The organism is uncultured Sphingomonas sp. (assembly GCF_913778135.1).
Classification (GTDB): domain Bacteria; phylum Pseudomonadota; class Alphaproteobacteria; order Sphingomonadales; family Sphingomonadaceae; genus Sphingomonas.
The window spans coordinates 1-18,575 of the sequence record NZ_CAJYVU010000158.1 but is presented as its reverse complement, the minus strand read 5'-3'; the positions used below and the strand labels follow the sequence as shown (position 1 = coordinate 18,575).

Genomic DNA, 18,575 nt, shown 5'->3' with positions numbered 1-18,575 from the left:
ACCCCGCCCTCCACGCCTCAGCCGAGATGCTCGGCGAAGAACGCCATCGTCCGCTCGTCCGCCTGCTTCGCCGACGCATCCGAGCGCCGTTCGCCGAACTCGGTTGCGAAGCCGTGGTCCTCGCCCGCGTAATCATGCAGCGTGACCTTGGGGTGGTCGTCCAGCCCCGCGTGCATCTTGGCCTGCGTTTCCTTGTCGACGAAGCCATCCTCACCCGCGATGTGGAGCATCAGCGGATTGGCGATTGCGTGCTTCTCACCCAACAGGCCATCGACGCCGACCGCGTAATAGCCGACGCTCGCGTCGACGTCGGTCCGCGCCGCGGTCATGTACGCAAGCCGCCCGCCCAGACAGTAGCCGACCGCGCCGACCTTGCGCCCGCCGCTCGCATCCCGCGCATAGCGAATCGCGGCCTCGATATCGCGCACACCCGCATCCTGGTTGAACTGGCCCATCAGTGACAGCGCGCGATCCATCTGCGGCTTGATGTCGGGATCAAGCTCGATTCCGGGTTCGATGCGCCAGAACAGGTCCGGCGCGATCGCGAGATAACCCGCCTCCGCCAGCGTGTCGCATTTGCGACGAATCCCTGCGTTGACCCCGAAGATCTCCTGGATGACGATGATCGCCGCCTTGGGCGTTCCTTCCGGCTCGGCACGGTAGGCAGGCATCGTCTGCCCATCGAGCGTGTCCAACGTCACATTGCAGGTCATGATCATCTCCATCGATTGCCGTGGCGGTTCGCACCCACCACCTAGCGCCTAGTCACCTGCCCGAGCGATCGCAACGTACGAACGTTGCCGCCCGGTCACGCGATCGGGCATGACGATGCGGTGCCACTCGGCACCTGATGGAAGGGTCTCGCATGAAGGTCACGATCGAGGTCGAATGCACGCCGGAGGAAGCGCGCCGCGCAATGGGGCTGCCCGATCTGTCGCCGCTGCACGATCGCTATCTGGCAAAGATGCAGGAAGCGATGGAGAGCGGCGGTGTCTCGCCCGAGGCGATCGGCACGATGATGAAGAGCTGGGCGCCGATGGGCGATGCCAGCGTTGATTTCTGGCGCACGATGTTCAGCACAGCGACGAAGCCGGCGGCGTGAACGACACGATCTTTGCTGTTTCCAGTGGGCGCCCTCCTGCGGCGATCGCGGTGCTGCGCGTCAGCGGGCCGGCGGCGTTTACGGCGATGCACCAACTGGCCGGTGCCTGCGTCACGCCGCGCCGCGCGACACTGCGCACGTTGCACGATGCCGCCGGTGCGCCGCTCGACCGCGCGCTGGTACTCGCCTTTCCTGGACCGACCACAGCGACGGGTGAAGATCTGGTCGAGTTTCACCTCCACGGTGGGCGGGCGGTCGTCGCGGCAGTTGAGGCCGCGCTTGCCGCACTCCCAGCACTTCGTCCCGCTGTCGCAGGCGAGTTCACCCGCCGCGCGCTCGAAAATGGTCGGCTTGACCTCGCGCAGGCGCAAGGACTTGCCGACCTGCTCGCCGCAGAAACCGAGGCAGAGCGCAAATCAGCGTTCGCCGCCGCCGAGGGCGAGATCAGCCGCGCGGTCTCCGGCTGGCTCACCCGAATAAGCCAGCTTTCGGCGCAGATTGAGGCATCGCTCGATTACAGCGACGAGGACGACGTCGCCTCGAGTGACCTCAGCCACATCACTAGCGAGATCGCACACCTTGCGTCCGAGATCGCGAGCGTGCTCGATCGTCCCACGGTTGAGCGACTGCGCGAGGGCGTGACAGTCGTTCTCGCCGGACCACCCAACGCCGGCAAGTCTTCCCTGTTCAACGCACTTCTGGCACGCGACGCGGCGATCGTCACGCCGCAGGCGGGAACGACGCGCGACACGTTGGAAGCTGTGGTGCAGCGCGGCGGCCAAGCGTTCGTGCTGATCGACACCGCTGGCCTGCGTCAGCATACCGACGACGCGATCGAGCGGATCGGCATTGAGCGGGCGGATCAGGCGATCGGACGCTCCGATCTGGTGCTGTGGCTCGGCGATCCGGGCGAAGCACCCGATGCATCAACGCTCGTCCACGCACGTGCCGATGCGCCCGACCGCATGCCTGCCCCTGATGGCGTGCTCGCTACCGCGATCGATGATCCCGCCTCGATTACTGCGTTGTGGACCCACCTCCAGCAGCGCGCTGCCGAGATCATGCCCGCACCATCGGGTGCGCTTCTCCACCGCGAGCAGCGTGAGCGCGTGACCCGTGCGCACGGCTCACTGACGCAGGCGACGGTTGAAACCGACCTGCTGTTGATGGCAGAGCAGCTTCGCACCGCGCGCGTCGATCTCGCTTCGCTGCTGGGCGTCGACGCCACCGAGGCGATGCTCGACGCATTGTTCGCGCGCTTCTGCGTTGGGAAATGAATGTTCCACGTGAAACAAGACTATGATGTGATCGTCATCGGCGGCGGGCACGCCGGGACCGAAGCAGCCGCCGCTGCTGCCCGCCGTGGTGCCAGCGTCGCCCTGCTAACGCAGCGACCGGATCGCGTGGGCGCCATGTCCTGCAACCCGTCAATCGGCGGTCTCGGCAAGGGGCACCTCGTTCGTGAAGTCGACGCGCTCGACGGTATAATGGCGCGCGCGAGCGATGCCGCGGCGATCCACCATCGCATGCTCAATCGCAGCAAGGGCCTCGCCGTTCAGGGTCCACGCGTCCAAGCCGACCGCGGCCGATATCTCACCGCGACACAGCATCTGCTCGCCCGCCAGGACGGACTGACGATCCTGCGCGGGGAAGCATCGGAGCTTCTGATCGATGGTGGTCGCGCGGTTGGCGTCGTCACCGCGGACGGGCAACGAATTCACGCAGCATCGGTGGTACTGGCAACAGGTACCTTCTTGGGCGGACGACTGTTTCGCGGCGATGATCGCGACGAAGGCGGCCGTGTCGATGAGGCACCCGCCAACCGCCTCGGCCAGCAGCTTCGCGTGCTTGGTCTGCCGATTGGGCGGTTAAAGACCGGCACACCACCCCGGCTGGACGGGCGCACAATCGACTGGGCGCGGCTGGAGCCGCAACCCTCTGACGTGGACGGCTGGACCATGTCGCCGATGACCGCGACGCGCGCGCTGCCGCAGGTTGCCTGCGCGATCACGCGAACGACGAATGAGACGCACGACATCATTCGTGCTGGAATGTCGGAGTCGCCGCTGTTTGGCGGCGCGATCGAGGGTCAGGGCCCGCGCTACTGCCCCTCGATCGAGGACAAGGTGCACCGCTTCGGCGACCGCGACGGGCACCAGATCTTCCTCGAACCCGAGGCGCTGGATGACGCGACCGTCTACCCCAACGGCATCTCGACGTCGCTCTCTACCGCAACGCAGCATACGCTGATCGCGTCCATCCCGGGGCTTGAACAGGCGCGGATCACCACGCCGGGATATGCCGTCGAGTATGACTACGTTGACCCCCGCGCGCTCGATCATCGCCTTCACCTATCCGCGATACCGGGCGTGTTCTGCGCGGGGCAGATCAACGGCACGACGGGTTATGAAGAGGCGGCAGCGCAGGGCTTGGTCGCGGGATTGAACGCCGCGGCGCACGCACGCGATCTCGCACCGGCGAGGCTCGACCGCGCTACTAGCTATATCGGCGTGATGATCGACGATCTGGTGCTTCAGGGCGTCAGTGAACCCTATCGCATGCTAACCGCGCGGGCCGAGTTCCGCCTGTCGCTGCGAGCGGACAATGCCGAAACGCGCCTGTCACCGCTCGCGCTCGATCTCGACTGCGTGACATGCGAGCGCCGTGAGCACATCTTCAAACGACAGGAGCTTCGCGAACGCGTCCGTCATGGCCGCGAAGATGGCGCTCCGGCTGATCTAATCCGCGAGATTGAGGAAGATCGTCGCTACGCTCCGTATTTGCTTAGACAAACACAGGAGATCGAGCGGATGCGCAAGGATGAAGGCGTCGCGCTGCCACCATCCGCAACCTGGCAAGACATACCCGGATTGTCGAACGAGATGATCGAGCGATTGACGCGCGCCGCACCGACGACGCTGGCAGAGGCATCGCGCGTTCGCGGCGTTACCCCGGCGGCGCTATCGACGCTGTGGCTCCACGCCCGCAAGTTGCAGCGACACGCGTCATGATTGAGGATGAGGCGCGCGCCTGGCTCGCCGAGCGCTTCCCGGCCGCCGCAATCGCACGGCTCGCCCGCTTTGCCGAGATTGTCACGCAGGAAACCGAGCGACAGAATCTGATTTCGCCGTCGACGATCCCGCTCATCTGGTCGCGGCACATCGTCGACTCCGCGCAACTAGTCTCGTTTGCGCCCGCTGCCGCGCGGCACTGGGTCGATATCGGTACCGGCGCCGGCTTCCCCGGTGTCGTGGCGGCGATCCTGTTTGATGGACCGGTGACCATGATTGAGCCTCGTGCGAAGCGCGCCACCTTCCTGCGCGACACTGCGGATGCGCTTGGCGTTGCGGCAACCGTTCACCAGACTCGTGCCGAGGCTGCGCCGATCGAGCAGGCGGACATCATTTCGGCGCGCGCCGTCGCTGCCGTCGACGCCTTGTTTGGGATGACCATGCGATATCGTTCACCCGAAACGACTTACCTCTTTCCGCGCGGTCGAACGGGGCAGGACGAGATTGTCAAAGCACGTGCGGAATGGCACGGAACGTTTCACGTGGAACAGAGCGTCACCGACCCGACCTCCACCATCTTGATCGCGACAGGAGTACGCGCCCGATGTTCTGCATCGCGATAGCCAATCAGAAAGGCGGGGTCGGCAAAACCACCAGCGCGATCAACCTTGGGACGGCGCTCGCCGCCTCCGGTCATCGTGTGCTGCTGATCGACGTCGACCCGCAAGGCAATGCGTCAACGGGCCTCGGGATCGGTCACGCCATGCGGACGCGATCGAGCTACGACGTGCTGATCGACGCTGGTGGCCTCGACCAGGCCGTGGTCCACACCGCGGTGCCCAAGCTCGATATCGTTCCTGCCACGGTTGATCTCTCCGGCGCGGAGATCGAGCTGGTCGAGCTCGACCAGCGTACCCACCGCCTACACATGGCACTCGAACAGAGCCGCGGTGAGTGGGACATCGTGTTGATCGATTGCCCCCCATCGCTCGGCTTGTTGACGATCAACGCAATGGTTGCGGCCGACGCGCTGCTCGTGCCGCTGCAATGCGAGTTCTTCGCGCTCGAAGGACTCAGCCAGTTGCTGAGCACGGTCGAGCGTATTCGCGCGCGCTTCAACCCCGCGCTCTCGATCCTGGGCGTCGCGCTGACCATGTACGACCGTCGCAATCGCCTGACCGAGCAGGTGTCGAGCGACGTGCGCGCGGTGCTTGGCAAGGTCGTGTTCGAGACGGTGATCCCACGCAACGTGCGTCTGTCCGAGGCGCCGAGCCACGGTTTACCCGCGCTCATCTACGATCACCGGTGCAGCGGATCGGAGGCCTATATGGCGCTCGCACGCGAACTGATCGTGCGGCTGCCCAAGGTTGAAGCGGAGGTGGCGGCGTGAGCGAGGCGGCAGCGACGCGGCGCAACCGTGGCGGCCTGGGGCGCGGTCTCGGTGCGCTGCTCGGCGACGTGGCGCGTGACGAACGCGAGGCGACCGTCGGCGGCGAGGCGCGTTCCTCGGTTCGCATGATCTCTGTCGGAGCGATCTCGCCGCACCCCGAGCAGCCGCGCCGCCACTTCGACGAGACTAAGCTGGAGGAGCTCGCCGCCTCGATCGCCGAGCGCGGTATCATTCAGCCGATCGTCGTGCGCCCGCATGGTCACGGATATCAGATCGTCGCCGGCGAACGTCGCTGGCGCGCGGCACAGCGTGCACGATTGCACGAGGTTCCGGTCGTTGTCCGCGACTATTCCGACAGTGACACGCTTCAGATTGCGCTAGTCGAGAACATCCAACGTCAGGAGCTGAACGCGATTGAGGAGGCCGAGGCGTACAAGCGGCTGCTCGGCGAGTTCGGCCACACGCAGGAGGCGCTCGCGAAGGTCGTCCACAAATCGCGCAGTCACGTGGCCAATCTGCTGCGCCTGCTCGATTTGCCAGCGACGATCCAATCGCAGGTCGTCGACGGATCACTGTCAATGGGACACGCGCGCGCGATCATCACCGCACCCGATCCCACCGCGCTCGCCAGCCAAGTCGTCACCAAAGGGCTGTCGGTCCGTCAAACCGAGAAACTTGCCAGCACCGGCAAGAAGCGGACCAAGGCAGCGGCGCCCTCACCCACCAAGCCGGCGATCGGCGACACCAGCAGCGCGGATCTTGCCGCATTGGAAAACCAGCTAGCCGATCTGCTGGGATTGAAGGTCAGGATCAGCTTTACGCCGGCTGGGAATGGGACGATCGCCCTCGATTACAGCACGCTCGAGCAGCTCGACATGGTGTGCCAACGATTGAGCGGCGAAGGGATCTGACGCCGACTTAGCGCCAGTATCTCAGCGCCGGCGGGCGAGCGTCAGCAGGTGCTGATCGGCGATTGTTCGTCCTGCCGCGCCCTTGGCCATGACCTCGCGCTCAGTTGCGCGAACGATGTCGAGCGCGCGGGTGAGCCGCTGCACGTTCCAGCGTTGCAGGGCCGCGATCGTCGTACCTTCCTCACGCCAGAAAACGCGGAACCGCTTCACCACCTGTCCGGCGCCCTCGCCTGCATCGACCGCGGCGCGCATTTCGGCAAGCGCCGCCAGCCGCCGCGCGAGCGCACGCAACCACGGGATCGGTGATGCGTCACTGCCCTGCATTGGACGCAGTGCTGCAATCAGTGCGGAGGCGTCGCCGGCGATCACCGCCTCGACGATCGGCGCGATCTCACCCTCGTCCAAGTCGGCACCGATCTCCGCCAGATCGTCGGCGCTGGCATCGCGCGGTTGATCAGGAACTGCGTCGAGATAGAGCGCGAGCTTCTCGACCTCTGACGCCATGATCGCGCGGTCACCGTCGCTGGCACGCACGATGCGCGCGGCGACACCCGCGCCCAACCGCAGGCCTTGCTCACGCGCCATCGTGGTCACCAGCCCCTCGGCATTGTTGCCTTCGGGAGGGTAGCAGGCGAAGCTCATCGCGCGATCGGCCCCGAGTGCCAGTTTGACCAGGCGCCCCGTTGCCTTAACGGCCGGCGCGATCATTACGACCGGGTTTCCGGCACTGGCCGCTTCCAGCAGGGCCTCTACCGCATCGGCGCTCTCCTCGCCCGCGCCGGCAACGCGGATGAAGCGACGCTCACCGAACAACGACATCGATGCCGCCTCGTCGGCCAGCTTGGCGGGGTCGCCGCGAAGGCTGCTGGGTTCGAGGTCAACTCGTTCGGCTCCGTCGCCCATCGCGCGCGCGAGCCGGGCAGCGAACGCCAAAGCGCCGGATTCATCGGGACCGTGGAACAGGAACAGCCGAATGTCACCGGCCGCGCGATCGAGAGCGGCGGTCAGTTGCGCCTGGCTCGCCTTCACGGCTGCGGCTGCGCGCGGCGTCTCGCATACAGCGCCAAGCGCGCGACGATCTGGTCCGCGATGATGACCGACAGTCGCTCCAAAGCGGTATTCTCCGCCGCGACGACGGCATAGTCGCTCTGCACCACGTCGACACCGACGTCTGAGCCTGCGGTCTGATCGAGCACCACCGTGCCCTGGCTCGCGTCGACAAGCTGGTAGCGCGCGCGCAGCGTCCGCCGCTCGCGCGTCACGCTGTTGTCGCGGCGCACGCCCAGACCCCTGATCTGGTCATCGAGCTTGACGACAAGCCGGTACGGCGCATCGCCGCTCGACACCGCACCCAGCCGATCTTTGAGCGCGTTGGTGACCAGCCAACCGGCCTTGCCCTCGATCGGGTCGATCTCCACCTGCCCGATCCCGCGCGCGACCGGTCCGCTGCTGCCGCCCGAATACAGCGGCTGCAGCCCGCAACCGCCGAGCAGCAGCGCAAGCGCGGCGAGTGGAAGCAGCCGCTTCATGCGACGATGTTCACGAGGCGGTCGGGCACCACGATCACCTTACGCGCGGTCTTGCCTTCGAGCGCGCGCAAAACCTTCTCGCTCGCGAGCGCGGCTGCCTCGATCACATCCTTCGTAGCACCCTTCGCCATCACCAGCGTGTCGCGCAGCTTGCCGTTGACCTGCACCGCGATCGTCACCTCGTCATCGATGAGCAGCGCCGGATCGACGTCGGGCCAGGCAGCCTCGGAGATCAACCCGGCCTTGCCGCGCGCCGCCCATGCCTCCTCAGCCAGATGCGGTACCATCGGCGCGACCAGCCGCAGCAGCGTGTCGACCGCCTGCGCGCGCGACATGGAGGGCGGTGCCTTCTCAATCGCGCTGGTCAGCTCGTACAGCTTCGCCACGGCCTTGTTGAACGATAGCGACTCGATATCGGCCGCAATCCCCGCGACCGCCTGATGTAGCTTGCGATCGAGTGCCACGTCGGACCCGTCACCGGGCTGTACTTCAGCATCGACCAGCCGCCACAGCCGCTGGACGAAGCGCCATGAGCCCTCGATCCCGTTCTCGCTCCACTCCAGATCACGCTCCGGGGGCGAGTCGGACAGCATGAACCACCTGACCGCGTCCGCGCCGTACTGGTCGACGATTGGTTCAGGATCGACGGTGTTCTTCTTTGACTTGGACATCTTCTCGACCCGACCACGAATGATCGGGATCGATGCCCCTTCTGGTGTCTCGAACGAGAGCGCCCCGCCCTCTCCTACCGTCAGGTCGGTCGGGGATACCCACAAGGCGCCCGGTGGACCGTCATGATCGGGAATGTCTAGCCGATAGGTCTCGTGCGTCACCATTCCTTGCGTGAACAGGCCGGTGAACGGCTCCGCCACGTCCAGCATGCCGACGTGCCGCAGTGCACGGGTCCAAAAGCGCGCGTAGAGCAGGTGCAGGATCGCGTGCTCGACCCCGCCGATGTACTGCCCGACTGGTAGCCACGATGCCGCGACGCCCGGGTCAAACGGCTTGTCGTCGGGCGCGCTGGCGAAGCGGATGAAGTACCACGACGAGTCGGCGAAGGTGTCGAGCGTGTCGGTATCGCGCAGCGCGTCGGCATCGCACGATGGGCACGCAACATGCTTCCACGTCGGGTGGCGATCGAGCGGATTACCCGGCACGTCGAAGCTGACGTCTTCGGGCAGTACCACGGGTAGTTGCTCCCGCGGCACCGGCACCTCGCCGCACGCGGCGCAGTGGATGATCGGGATCGGCGTGCCCCAGTAACGCTGACGGCTGACGCCCCAGTCGCGCAGGCGATAGACCGTCGTCCCCTCGCCCCAGCCCGCTTCCTCGGCACGCGCGATCACCGCACGCTTGGCGTCCTCGACGCTCATGCCGTCCAGCTCGCGCGAGTTCACCAATAGGCCGGGGCCAATATAGGCCGCGTCATCGTCGAACGTTGAGTCGGTCCGCTCGCCATCCGCGACGACGCGTCGGATTGGCAGGCGGTACTTGGTCGCGAACTCGAAATCGCGCTGGTCGTGCGCGGGTACGCCGAACACCGCGCCGGTGCCATATTCCATCAGCACGAAATTGGCGATGTAGACCGGCAACTCGCCCGCGCCGAGCGGATGCGCGGCGGTCAGCCCTATGTCGAAGCCGAGCTTCTCCTGCGTTTCCAACTCGGCCGCGGTCGTACCGCCTTGCTTGCAGCGTTCAATAAAGGCGGCAGCGTCCGGGTTCTCCGCCGCGAGCGCCTGCGCAATCGGGTGATCGGCCGCGACCGCCACGAAGCTTGCGCCATAGATCGTGTCCGGGCGCGTCGTGAACACCTCGACACTGCCGCCGTTCGACAGAGCGAAACGAAACTGGAGGCCGCGGCTGCGCCCGATCCAGTTCTCCTGCATCAGCCGGACCTTGTCGGGCCAATGCTCCAGGCTGCCAAGCCCGTCGAGCAGCTCATCGGCGAATTGCGTGATCTTCAGGAACCACTGCGACAGCTTGCGCTTCTCGACCAGCGCGCCAGAGCGCCAGCCACGCCCGTCGATCACCTGTTCGTTGGCGAGCACGGTCATGTCGACCGGGTCCCAATTGACCGCCGATTCCTTGCGGTAGACGAGCCCCGCCTTGTAGAACTCGAGGAAGAGCGCCTGCTCGTGCCCGTAATAATCGGGCTCACAGGTCGCCAACTCGCGCGACCAGTCGAGCGCGAAGCCGAGACGCTTCAGCTGCGCCTTCATCGTCGCAATGTTGGCACGGGTCCAGTTGCCCGGATGGACACCCTTCTCCATCGCCGCATTCTCGGCGGGCATGCCGAACGCGTCCCACCCCATCGGATGGAGCACCTCGTGTCCGGTCATGCGGCGAAAGCGAGCGAGCACGTCGCCCATCGTGTAGTTGCGCACGTGGCCCATGTGGATCTTCCCCGACGGATAAGGGAACATCTCGAGCACGTAGCTCTTGGGCTTGGCGCTGTGATCGTCGGCGGCGAAGGTGCGGCGTTCGTCCCACACCCCCTGCCAGTGCGCGTCCGCCTTCAGGGCATTGAACCGGTTAGCCATGCGTGTCGGTCGCTCAGCCGGTTACCGAGCCGCGGCGCAGATCGCGCGCCTTGGTCAGGATGATATCTTCCAGCTTCTGCGTCGTTGCCGCCGCGACCGGCGCAGTCACCCACTGCCCGCCGCGGTTCACCTCGCGCAGCGCCGCGACGCGGACCGCGTCGGCGCGCAGATCCTGGTCGAGGATCGATACCGTGACCTTCATCCGCTCGGTCGGCAGCTGCGGATTGACGTACCAGTCGGTTACCACGACACCGCCGTTCGAATCGGTTTGCAGCAGCGGCATGAAGCTCAATGCATCCAGCGTCGCGCGCCACAGATAGCTGTTGACGCCGATCGTCGTTACCCGCGACGCGGCAAGATCGGCGGTCGGGCGCTTGCCCCCGTGGCTGCAACCGGCGACGGCAATGGCGGCACAGAGGCCCAATGCGACACGCGAACGGCGAAACATGGCAGGATCCTTGGCAAAAACACGCGCCACGAGGCAGGCGCATCGCTTTTCCATCTCTATCCTCCCCATCTGGGCGCGGCAAGCACGCGTCGATTGTGCTGTTGGCGCAACACTTCGAGGGTATTCGATATCCTCCATGATGGACTTGGAACCTAAAACTGCTAGGCCACTTCTCGGGAGCGGCACTAGATCGCCGCAGAGGGGTGTTTGAGTCGTGAGCGCACGTCGGGTCATCGCTGGCAGCATGGGGATCGCGCTCGTCGCGGGCGCCTTTGCCGTCGCGCCCGCGTTCGGTGCGGCGGAAACTGCTCCGCGCAGCGTCAAGCGCTTCGTGGCGCCGCGCGTCGCAGGTACGTTCACCCCAGCCGCCGCCGACCCGAAGCTCGCCGCATTGTTCGCGCGCAGTGGACTCGACGCGAGCGGGTTCAGCTTCACGCCGTCCGAATCACGTAATGGCAACCGCTCGGTGACCGTCGCGGTGCGCGCACGCTCGACGTTGGCACCGACGCGCGACAATAGCCGCCTCGCCGCGGTTGCGCCCAGCCCGACGGTCGGTCTTGCGCCGATCGCGTATAATCTGGGCGTCTCGGTCGGCTGGAAGCGTTTCGCAGTTGCAGGTGACATGGCGAAGGTCGATCTGGCCGCGACGCCGGGTGGACGCCAGTCATCCGACGTGTCGCTCAGCTACGTGGGTAATGCGATCTCGGGACAGCTTCGCGCTACCGCCGACCGCGCGCTCGCGGGCACGCCCAGCCTGATCGCTGAGCGGCCCAGCTATTCGCTCGACCTTGGTGGTTCCTACTCGCTGACGCGCAACATCGATCTGACTGCGGGCATGCGCTACAAGAGCGAGCGCGAGCGGTTGACGCGGCGCGAGGACGATCGCCACGACAGCCAGGCGGTCTATGTCGGGACTGCCTTCCGCTTCTGATCGATCGGGCCGGTAAGGTCGCTTACTGGTTACCTCAGCCAGGCATCGATCGCCGCATAGCCGTGAAAGCCGCTTAGTTTTCGAAAGCGCCGCTCGTCCATGCCGCCGAGTGCAATCAGCGGTACGCCTGCAACACGTCCGATCGCGCGCGCGCGCCGCTCACCCAGATGCTCGGTTCCCGGGTGCGAGCGCGTAGCGAATACGGGCGAAACGAACACCGCCGCAGCACCCGCCTGCCGCGCGCGTCGCGCCTGCGCGACTGAGTGCACCGGCCAGGTCACGATGCTGCCACCATTCTGACCGTGCGTGCCCTGCTCTCCCGCCATCCGCTTCGTGCCCGCCCGGATCAGCACCAGCCCGCGTGATCGCGCCACCCGTCGCACCCGCGCGAACAAGCGTCGTCGTTCTGGTGGTGACAAGGAATAATGGCGGAATATTACGCCGCGCCCGCGCGGCAGTCTGGCCAACGCGCGCCATAGTTCGTCACCCATGCGCTCGTCCGTCATCAGCCAACGTGTCGGTAGCACGAGCAGGCGCTTCCCCGCTCGTGGCGGTTGGCAAGGGTGGCGAGTGCGCATCACCACGCTTATAGCCCGCGCGATGCCCTTCGACGAACCCTCGCTTGCCCCGCGCCCCAAGCCGCGCGTCCGGGATGATCGTTCTCCGGCCGAACGGCTCGTCGACCTGCGGAGACGGATCGACAAGGCCGCTACCATCGCGCGCCGCGATCCCGTTCACGTCACGCTGATTGCGGTATCGAAGACGCACCCGGCCGAGGCGATCGAGCCGCTGCTCGCCGCCGGTCAGCGAGATTTCGGGGAGAACCGCGTCCAGGAAGCCGAGGCGAAATGGCCTACCTTGCGCGAGCAATATCCCGATTCGCGGCTTCACCTGATCGGACAGCTCCAGTCGAACAAGGCGCGCGAGGCGGTGCGCTTGGCCGACGCGATCCACGTCGTCGATCGCCCGTCACTCGTCACCGCACTCACGCGCGCGATGGAGCAGGAGGATCGACGGCCCGACTGTTTCATTCAGATCAACATCGGCGACGAACCGCAGAAGGGCGGCTGCGCGATTGCCGACCTGCCCGCATTGCTCACGCAAGCACGCGACGCCGAACTGCCGATTGCTGGGCTCATGTGCCTGCCGCCTGCCGGGCTGGAGGCGGCACCCTATTTCGCGCTCTTGGCAAAGCTCGCACGCGACCACGGCCTGAGCGGCCTGAGCATGGGCATGTCGGACGATTACGAGACCGCGGTAACGCTCGGCGCCACCCATGTCCGGGTCGGCTCTGCTCTGTTCGGTCACCGTGCATGAGGTTTGCAGCGCTCCTGTTCGATTTCGACGGCGTCCTGATTGAGAGCGAGGCGGCGGGTAATCGTCAGATCGCCGCATTCCTGACCGATATCGGCCATCCGACCACGCCCGAGCAGTCGATGGCGAACTTCATGGGACTGTCGGGCGCCGACTTCCGCGGCGCGGTCGAGCGCTGGATTGGTGGGCCGCTGCCCGACAGCTTCCACACCGCACGCGCGGCCGAGGATGCGCGCTGCATCGCTGAGGGGATCGAGGAGGTCGCGGGAGCGGTTGCGTTCGTGCGCAGCCTGCCCGCCGATCTAGCCAAGGCGGTCGTGTCGTCGAGCAACACGCGCTGGCTCCACGCGCATCTCGCGCATCTGGGCCTGAGTGACGCATTCGGCGAGCACGTCTACTCGGGCGCGGAGCATGTCGCGCGCGGCAAACCCGCACCCGATCTATACCTCTTTGGGGCCGAGCGGCTCGGTGTCCCGATCGAGCGCTGCGCGATACTGGAGGACTCGCCCGTTGGTGCGACCGGGGCGATGGCGAGCGGAGGTTACGTCATCGGACTGGTCGCGGGTACGCACTGCGCGCCCGGTCACGCCGAACGGCTGCGCGCGATCGGTGTCGACGCGATCGCGCGCGACTTCGATGAGGTCCGCGCGCTTATCGCCTGATTAACGCCCACGCGCCCGCAACGGCGTCGTAGGGCAGCGCGAGCGCCTCGCGTACATAGGCGCGTGCTCGCCGCTTGGCAGGCCGATGACCATGCTCGAGCCGGGCGCCCGCTGTTCTCACGCCGAACAGCCGCAACAGCATGCGCGCGCGTGGTTGATGCCAATTGTCGGTGCAGGCGACGCAGCGTGCAATGCCGTTTGCCCGTGCATAATCGGCCGCAGCACGCGCGGTCTGCAACGTGTCGCGACTTTCCTCGTCGAGCACCAGGCGATCAGCGGCAACCGTGTCGCGCAAACCCCGTGCGATCACCGACGCTTCCGATGGGCCCTCGTCACCGATCGCACCCGAGCAGAACACGATCGCCTCAGGCCACCGCGCCGCCAGGTGCCGCGCCAGTTCAATCCGGCCAGCGAGCGCACCGCTCGGTCGCCCGTCGGCGCGTACCGCCGCGCCGAATACGACGATCAGCGGATCAGAGCTGATGGCCGGTCCGGTCGCGCTTAGTGGCGAGGTAGCGTTCGTTGTGCGGGTTAGTCGGCAAAAAGTGCGGCACGCGCTCGATCACGCGCACGCCCGCTGCTTCAAGTCCCGCCACCTTCGCGGGATTGTTGGTCAGCAGCCGCACCTCGCCTTGCCCGAGCAGCGTCAGCATCCGCGCCGCCACGCCGAAATCGCGTGCATCGATCGCGAAGCCCAACCGCGTGTTCGCATCGACCGTGTCGAACCCCTGATCCTGCAAGGCATAAGCGCGCAGCTTGTTGATCAGTCCGATACCGCGCCCTTCCTGCCGCAGGTAAAGCAGGATGCCCCAGCCACTCTCCTCGATCGCGTGGATCGCGGCGTGAAGCTGTGGGCCGCAGTCACATTTCAGGCTGCCGAGCACGTCGCCGGTCAAACATTCGCTGTGGAGCCGCACCACCGGCGCGCGGCCGTTCGGCGCACCGACGATCAAGGCGACATGTTCGTCGGCACTCTCGGGTGAGCGGAACGCGACGATTTCAGCGTCCTCCGCACCGTCGACGGGCAGTTTGGCGCGCACCGCGATCGCCAGGCGTGCGGCATCCTCGTGCGCGGCGATGTCGTCGGGCGTGATCGTCACCTCCGCATCAACGCCGTCGGTGAAGAAGGCCGGCAGCAACCCCGCGATACGCGCCAGCTGCAGCGCCGCCGCGGTCGCGATCGGGCGGCGGTTCTCCAGCGTGCGGAACGGCCCCTTCATCGGCGTCGACAGATCGTGCTGCGGATCGGCGATCGCGGTCGCGAGCGCCATGTCGAACCACGGCGCATGCTCGATCACCACCGGCTGGTCGGGGTCACCCGAGGCGCGCTGATTGAGGAGCTTGAGCGTCTCGGCACGACCGCTCGAGATCAGTACGCCGTAATCGTCAGAAGCGAACGCGCGCAGGCGCCCTTCGTCAGCCGTCTCGATCGCCAGCAGCGTCAGCGGTTCCTCGCCCGGCGCGCGCAATTCGATCGGCCAGCCGCGGCGCAGTGCGTCGATCGCCTTTGCTGCGGCGCGCGCGCTCACCAGTCGAACTCGGTCATGATCGGCACGTGATCGCTGGGCTTGAGCCAGCTGCGGCAATCCTCGAACACCGTGTGCGCACGCGCCTGGGCGGCAACATCGGCGGTCGCCCACATGTGATCGAGGCGGCGCCCGCGATCGTTCTTCGTCCAGTCGGGCGAGCGATAGCTCCACCACGTATGCAGCCGCGCCGGCGCCGGGTAAAAGTGCCGGCCGAGATCGACCCAGGTGTTCGACGCCTTCAACGCATCGAGCGCCTCCACCTCGATGGGCGTGTGGCTGACGACCTTCAAGAGCGCCTTGTGGCTCCACACGTCGGCGGGCAGGGGCGCGATGTTGAAGTCGCCGGTCAGGATCGTTGGGCCATCGAGGTTTTGCGACCAGCGCGTCATCCGTTCGACGAAGTCGAGCTTCTGCCCGAATTTCGGGTTCACCTCACGATCGGGCACGTCGCCGCCCGCGGGCACGTAGACGTTCTCCAATCGGACGCCATTGGGCAGTCGGACGCCCAGGTGCCGCGCTTCCTTGTTCGCCTGCCAGTCGAGCCGATCATCCTCGACCACCGGCACGCGCGATACGATCGCGACGCCATGGTGCATCCGCTGTCCGTGAAGCAGCACGTGCTCGTAGCCGAGCGCACGGAACGTCTCGATCGGGAAGTCCGCGTCGACCACCTTGGTTTCCTGCAGGCACAGCACGTCGGGCTGCGCCTCGCGCAGGAATTGCTCGACGATGTCGATGCGGAAGCGCACCGAGTTGATGTTCCACGAGACGATCTTCACGGCTGCGCGTGTAGCGGGGCGGGCAGGGGGCTGCCAAGGGGAGGCGGACGTACCGCTTTTTCTCGCGGCGCAGCGCCGCGGGCAAAGCCCGCGTCGTCGGACGAGCCTTCCGGCTTGCCGGCCGTGCTCGTGGGCCAAGTCGCTGGCCCATTCGCAGAATGGCCCCCGCTCCGGGGGCAAGGAGCGAGGGCCGACCTGGCGTTCGTCACGCAGGCGGGATCGTGGAGGTTCGGGGCAACAGGGGGAAAAATCCCCGATCCGCCCCACGTCCGCAAGTCAGCTTTTAGGGCTGCCAGCCTGTCGCACAGATGAACGAACCGCTCTGGCTCCGTTCAGCCGGCGCGTCCCTGCCTCCGCGGATCGTTCCAGCGGAACGTTCCGTCGCTGACAGGCTGGTTGAACTTCTGATTCGAGAGACGAATCGTCGTGCGGTTACCCTGCGCATCGAGCTGGACCCAGCCCTGCAGCATCAGTCCCGCCGGCGCACTCGCGTCGCGCGCGAACACCAGGTTGATGCGGCCATATTCGGGGTGCTTTGCGTCATATCCCTCGACCGAGACGACGCGCGGATCACCGCTCGGCACCACCTTGGCGAAGCGCGAGATGTCCTTGTTCGGGTCGAGCAGCACACCCAGCGGCGAGTTGCCGATCGGCCAGCGCTGCACCTGCCGCACCGAATAATCGATGAAGGTCAGCGCCTTGCCATCGCCGACGATCAGGATCGGCACGCCCTTCTGATACTGAAAGCGGATCTTGCCCGGCTTCTTCAACGTCAGCGTGCCGGTCAGCACCTGTCCGTTGCGATCGGTCTGACTGAACGCGGCAGTCATGGTGTTGACCGACTGCAGGTGCCGCTGGACCGCCGCCAGATCACCGCTCTGCGCCGCGGCGGGAACCGACGTCGCGACGAGTACGGCGAGTGGCAGAAAGGCTTTCACGTTCAAACGCTCCGATGATTGCGGGGGACCGGCAAGTCGCACGGCGGCATTGAACGCGCCGTGAACCCGGAGCGATCCCCGCCGCCGTTCGAAAGCCTGCGCTCGGTCAGAACAGCGACACGATCCCAGCGGTCTCGGCCGTTCCGGTCCAGCCCTCGTAGATCATCTTGCCCGCGACGAACACGATCACGGCAAGACCGATGTACGCGATCCAGCGATACTTGTTGATGATGCGCGCGATCAGATTGGCCGCCAGACCCATCAGCGCGACCGACAGCAGCAGGCCGATCACCAGAATGCCCGGATGCTCGCGCGCGGCGCCCGCGACCGCCAGCACGTTGTCGAGGCTCATCGACACGTCGGCGACCGCGACCGCCCAGGCCGCGGCGGCGAAGCTCCGTGCCGGCCTGATCCCGGCCTGCTCGTCGGCCTCGTGCGCGCCGCCCTCGCGGATTTCGCGCCAGAACTTCCAGCTGACCCACAGCAGCAGCAATCCGCCAGCGAAAATCAGCCCGACGATCCCCATCAACCAGGTGACGATCAGCGCGAAGAAGATGCGCAGCACCAGCGCCGCGCCAATACCGATCAGGATGACCTTACGCCGATCAGCCGCGGGCAGTCCCGCCGCCAGCGCGCCGACGACGATTGCATTGTCGCCCGCCAGCACCAGATCGATCAGCAGCACCTGCCCGAACGCCGCGAGCGCGGTCGCGTCGGACAGGTTGGAGAAATCGGCGACGACGTGTTGCCAGATGTCCGACAGCGATCCCGGCCCGGCAGCGGCCGCGGCGGAGAGAATATGGGCGAGGATCACGCTGGCTGCTCCCGGTTCATCGCTGCGTCATAGCGGAACCACACGCTGCGCCAAGCGGGGCATACGCACTAGTCGCAGGCGTGATCCGCTGGACATGGTTTGATACAATGGGAGGATGGGAAGGGAGGTAGGGGGCGTCGCGGGCGAGGCCCGCGTCGTCGGTCGGGGCGGTCTGCGCCGCCCCGCCGGCCGAGCCGGGGCGAGTCCCGCGCCAGCATGGCGCGGGCCGCACTCGGCTATTGATTCATGCTGTCGAAGAAGTCGGCGTTGGTCTTCGAATCCTTCATCTTGCCGAGCAGGAACTCCATCGCGTCGACGGTGCCCATCTGCATCAGGATACGGCGCAGCACCCACATCTTCGACAGCTGCCCCTTGTCGACCAGCAGCTCTTCCTTGCGCGTGCCCGACTTGCCGACGTCCAGCGCCGGGAAGACGCGCTTGTCGGCAACCTTGCGGTCGAGGACGATTTCGGAGTTACCCGTACCCTTGAACTCTTCGAAGATGACTTCGTCCATGCGGCTGCCGGTGTCGATCAGCGCGGTCGCGATGATCGAGAGCGAGCCACCCTCCTCGATGTTGCGCGCCGCGCCGAAGAAGCGCTTGGGGCGCTGCAACGCATTGGCGTCGACACCGCCGGTCAGTACCTTGCCCGACGACGGCACAACGGTGTTGTACGC

General features: G+C 66.2%; 20 protein-coding genes and 1 pseudogene. 9 read left to right on the top strand and 12 right to left on the bottom strand.

Annotation, left to right across the window (positions count from 1 at the left end; genetic code table 11):
• Nucleotides 1-17 precede the first annotated feature (17 nt).
• The gene (locus tag QZ847_RS14395; RefSeq protein ID WP_294357637.1) at nt 18-713 is read right to left on the bottom strand and encodes a dienelactone hydrolase family protein; all 696 of its coding nucleotides are present in this window, start codon (nt 711-713) and stop codon (nt 18-20) included.
• 152 nt (nt 714-865) lie between these two features.
• On the opposite strand from QZ847_RS14395, the gene QZ847_RS14390 reads away from it, so the two are divergent.
• The 6 genes from QZ847_RS14390 to QZ847_RS14365 are packed head-to-tail and all read left to right on the top strand — an operon-like array spanning nt 866 to nt 6,414.
• Nucleotides 866-1,102 (top strand): DUF6489 family protein, encoded by a 237-nt coding sequence (locus tag QZ847_RS14390; protein WP_294357634.1) that lies wholly within the window; start codon nt 866-868, stop codon nt 1,100-1,102.
• The gene (mnmE, locus tag QZ847_RS14385) at nt 1,099-2,379 is read left to right on the top strand and encodes a tRNA uridine-5-carboxymethylaminomethyl(34) synthesis GTPase MnmE (protein ID WP_294357631.1); all 1,281 of its coding nucleotides are present in this window, start codon (nt 1,099-1,101) and stop codon (nt 2,377-2,379) included. The genes QZ847_RS14390 and mnmE overlap by 4 nt, the downstream gene beginning before the upstream one ends.
• Nucleotides 2,380-4,113, top strand: coding sequence for a tRNA uridine-5-carboxymethylaminomethyl(34) synthesis enzyme MnmG (mnmG, locus tag QZ847_RS14380; RefSeq protein ID WP_294357627.1), 1,734 nt, complete (start codon nt 2,380-2,382; stop codon nt 4,111-4,113).
• Nucleotides 4,110-4,736, top strand: a complete 627-nt coding sequence (gene rsmG, locus QZ847_RS14375) for a 16S rRNA (guanine(527)-N(7))-methyltransferase RsmG (protein ID WP_294357624.1) — start codon at nt 4,110-4,112, stop codon at nt 4,734-4,736. Before mnmG ends, rsmG begins: the two co-directional genes overlap by 4 nt.
• Nucleotides 4,718-5,503, top strand: a complete 786-nt coding sequence (locus tag QZ847_RS14370) for a ParA family protein (protein WP_294190776.1) — start codon at nt 4,718-4,720, stop codon at nt 5,501-5,503. Before rsmG ends, QZ847_RS14370 begins: the two co-directional genes overlap by 19 nt.
• The gene (locus tag QZ847_RS14365) at nt 5,500-6,414 is read left to right on the top strand and encodes a ParB/RepB/Spo0J family partition protein (protein ID WP_294357621.1); all 915 of its coding nucleotides are present in this window, start codon (nt 5,500-5,502) and stop codon (nt 6,412-6,414) included. Before QZ847_RS14370 ends, QZ847_RS14365 begins: the two co-directional genes overlap by 4 nt.
• A 21-nt stretch (nt 6,415-6,435) precedes the next feature.
• Here the strand turns inward: QZ847_RS14365 and holA are convergent, their stop codons facing one another.
• Genes holA through QZ847_RS14345 form a run of 4 tightly spaced genes read right to left on the bottom strand, consistent with a single transcriptional unit; the run spans nt 6,436 to nt 10,931 of the window.
• Nucleotides 6,436-7,443, bottom strand: a complete 1,008-nt coding sequence (gene holA / locus QZ847_RS14360; protein WP_294357620.1) for a DNA polymerase III subunit delta — start codon at nt 7,441-7,443, stop codon at nt 6,436-6,438.
• Nucleotides 7,440-7,943, bottom strand: a complete 504-nt coding sequence (lptE, locus tag QZ847_RS14355; protein WP_294357617.1) for an LPS assembly lipoprotein LptE — start codon at nt 7,941-7,943, stop codon at nt 7,440-7,442. Before lptE ends, holA begins: the two co-directional genes overlap by 4 nt.
• Nucleotides 7,940-10,483 (bottom strand): leucine--tRNA ligase, encoded by a 2,544-nt coding sequence (leuS, locus tag QZ847_RS14350; RefSeq protein WP_294357613.1) that lies wholly within the window; start codon nt 10,481-10,483, stop codon nt 7,940-7,942. Before leuS ends, lptE begins: the two co-directional genes overlap by 4 nt.
• A 13-nt stretch (nt 10,484-10,496) precedes the next feature.
• Nucleotides 10,497-10,931, bottom strand: a complete 435-nt coding sequence (locus QZ847_RS14345) for a DUF3576 domain-containing protein (RefSeq protein ID WP_294190781.1) — start codon at nt 10,929-10,931, stop codon at nt 10,497-10,499.
• Nucleotides 10,932-11,145: 214 nt separating this feature from the next.
• On the opposite strand from QZ847_RS14345, the gene QZ847_RS14340 reads away from it, so the two are divergent.
• Nucleotides 11,146-11,862, top strand: coding sequence for a hypothetical protein (locus QZ847_RS14340; protein WP_366930200.1), 717 nt, complete (start codon nt 11,146-11,148; stop codon nt 11,860-11,862).
• A gap of 29 nt (nt 11,863-11,891) precedes the next feature.
• Here the strand turns inward: QZ847_RS14340 and QZ847_RS14335 are convergent, their stop codons facing one another.
• Nucleotides 11,892-12,368: a thiamine phosphate synthase gene (locus tag QZ847_RS14335; RefSeq protein WP_294357610.1), complete on the bottom strand. Its 477-nt coding sequence runs from the start codon at nt 12,366-12,368 to the stop codon at nt 11,892-11,894.
• Nucleotides 12,369-12,462: 94 nt separating this feature from the next.
• Here QZ847_RS14335 and QZ847_RS14330 point away from each other — a divergent pair, with 94 nt between their 5' ends.
• Nucleotides 12,463-13,179, top strand: coding sequence for a YggS family pyridoxal phosphate-dependent enzyme (locus tag QZ847_RS14330; RefSeq protein WP_294357605.1), 717 nt, complete (start codon nt 12,463-12,465; stop codon nt 13,177-13,179).
• Nucleotides 13,176-13,838 carry an HAD family phosphatase gene (locus QZ847_RS14325; RefSeq protein ID WP_294357602.1) on the top strand — a complete coding sequence of 221 codons (663 nt, stop codon included), beginning with the start codon at nt 13,176-13,178 and terminating at the stop codon, nt 13,836-13,838. The genes QZ847_RS14330 and QZ847_RS14325 overlap by 4 nt, the downstream gene beginning before the upstream one ends.
• On the opposite strand, the gene QZ847_RS14320 is transcribed toward QZ847_RS14325, so the two are convergent.
• The 6 genes and pseudogenes from QZ847_RS14320 to QZ847_RS14295 form a co-directional block, all read right to left on the bottom strand.
• On the bottom strand, nt 13,828-14,304 hold the full coding sequence (locus tag QZ847_RS14320) for a YdcF family protein (protein WP_294357688.1): 477 nt from the start codon (nt 14,302-14,304) through the stop codon (nt 13,828-13,830). The genes QZ847_RS14325 and QZ847_RS14320 overlap by 11 nt on opposite strands.
• A 7-nt stretch (nt 14,305-14,311) precedes the next feature.
• On the bottom strand, nt 14,312-15,370 hold the full coding sequence (ribA, locus tag QZ847_RS14315) for a GTP cyclohydrolase II (protein WP_294357684.1): 1,059 nt from the start codon (nt 15,368-15,370) through the stop codon (nt 14,312-14,314).
• Nucleotides 15,364-16,146: an exodeoxyribonuclease III gene (locus QZ847_RS14310; protein WP_294357599.1), complete on the bottom strand. Its 783-nt coding sequence runs from the start codon at nt 16,144-16,146 to the stop codon at nt 15,364-15,366. The genes ribA and QZ847_RS14310 overlap by 7 nt, the downstream gene beginning before the upstream one ends.
• 332 nt (nt 16,147-16,478) lie before the next feature.
• Entirely contained in the window at nt 16,479-17,084 is a 606-nt protein-coding gene (locus tag QZ847_RS14305; protein ID WP_294357597.1) for an outer membrane lipoprotein carrier protein LolA, read from the bottom strand.
• Between the two features lie 106 nt (nt 17,085-17,190).
• A complete protein-coding gene (locus tag QZ847_RS14300; protein ID WP_294357592.1) occupies nt 17,191-17,898 on the bottom strand; it encodes a YjbE family putative metal transport protein in 708 nt (235 codons plus the stop codon).
• 236 nt (nt 17,899-18,134) lie between these two features.
• A pseudogene (locus QZ847_RS14295) lies at nt 18,135-18,575 on the bottom strand (transcription termination factor Rho); the annotation flags it as partial.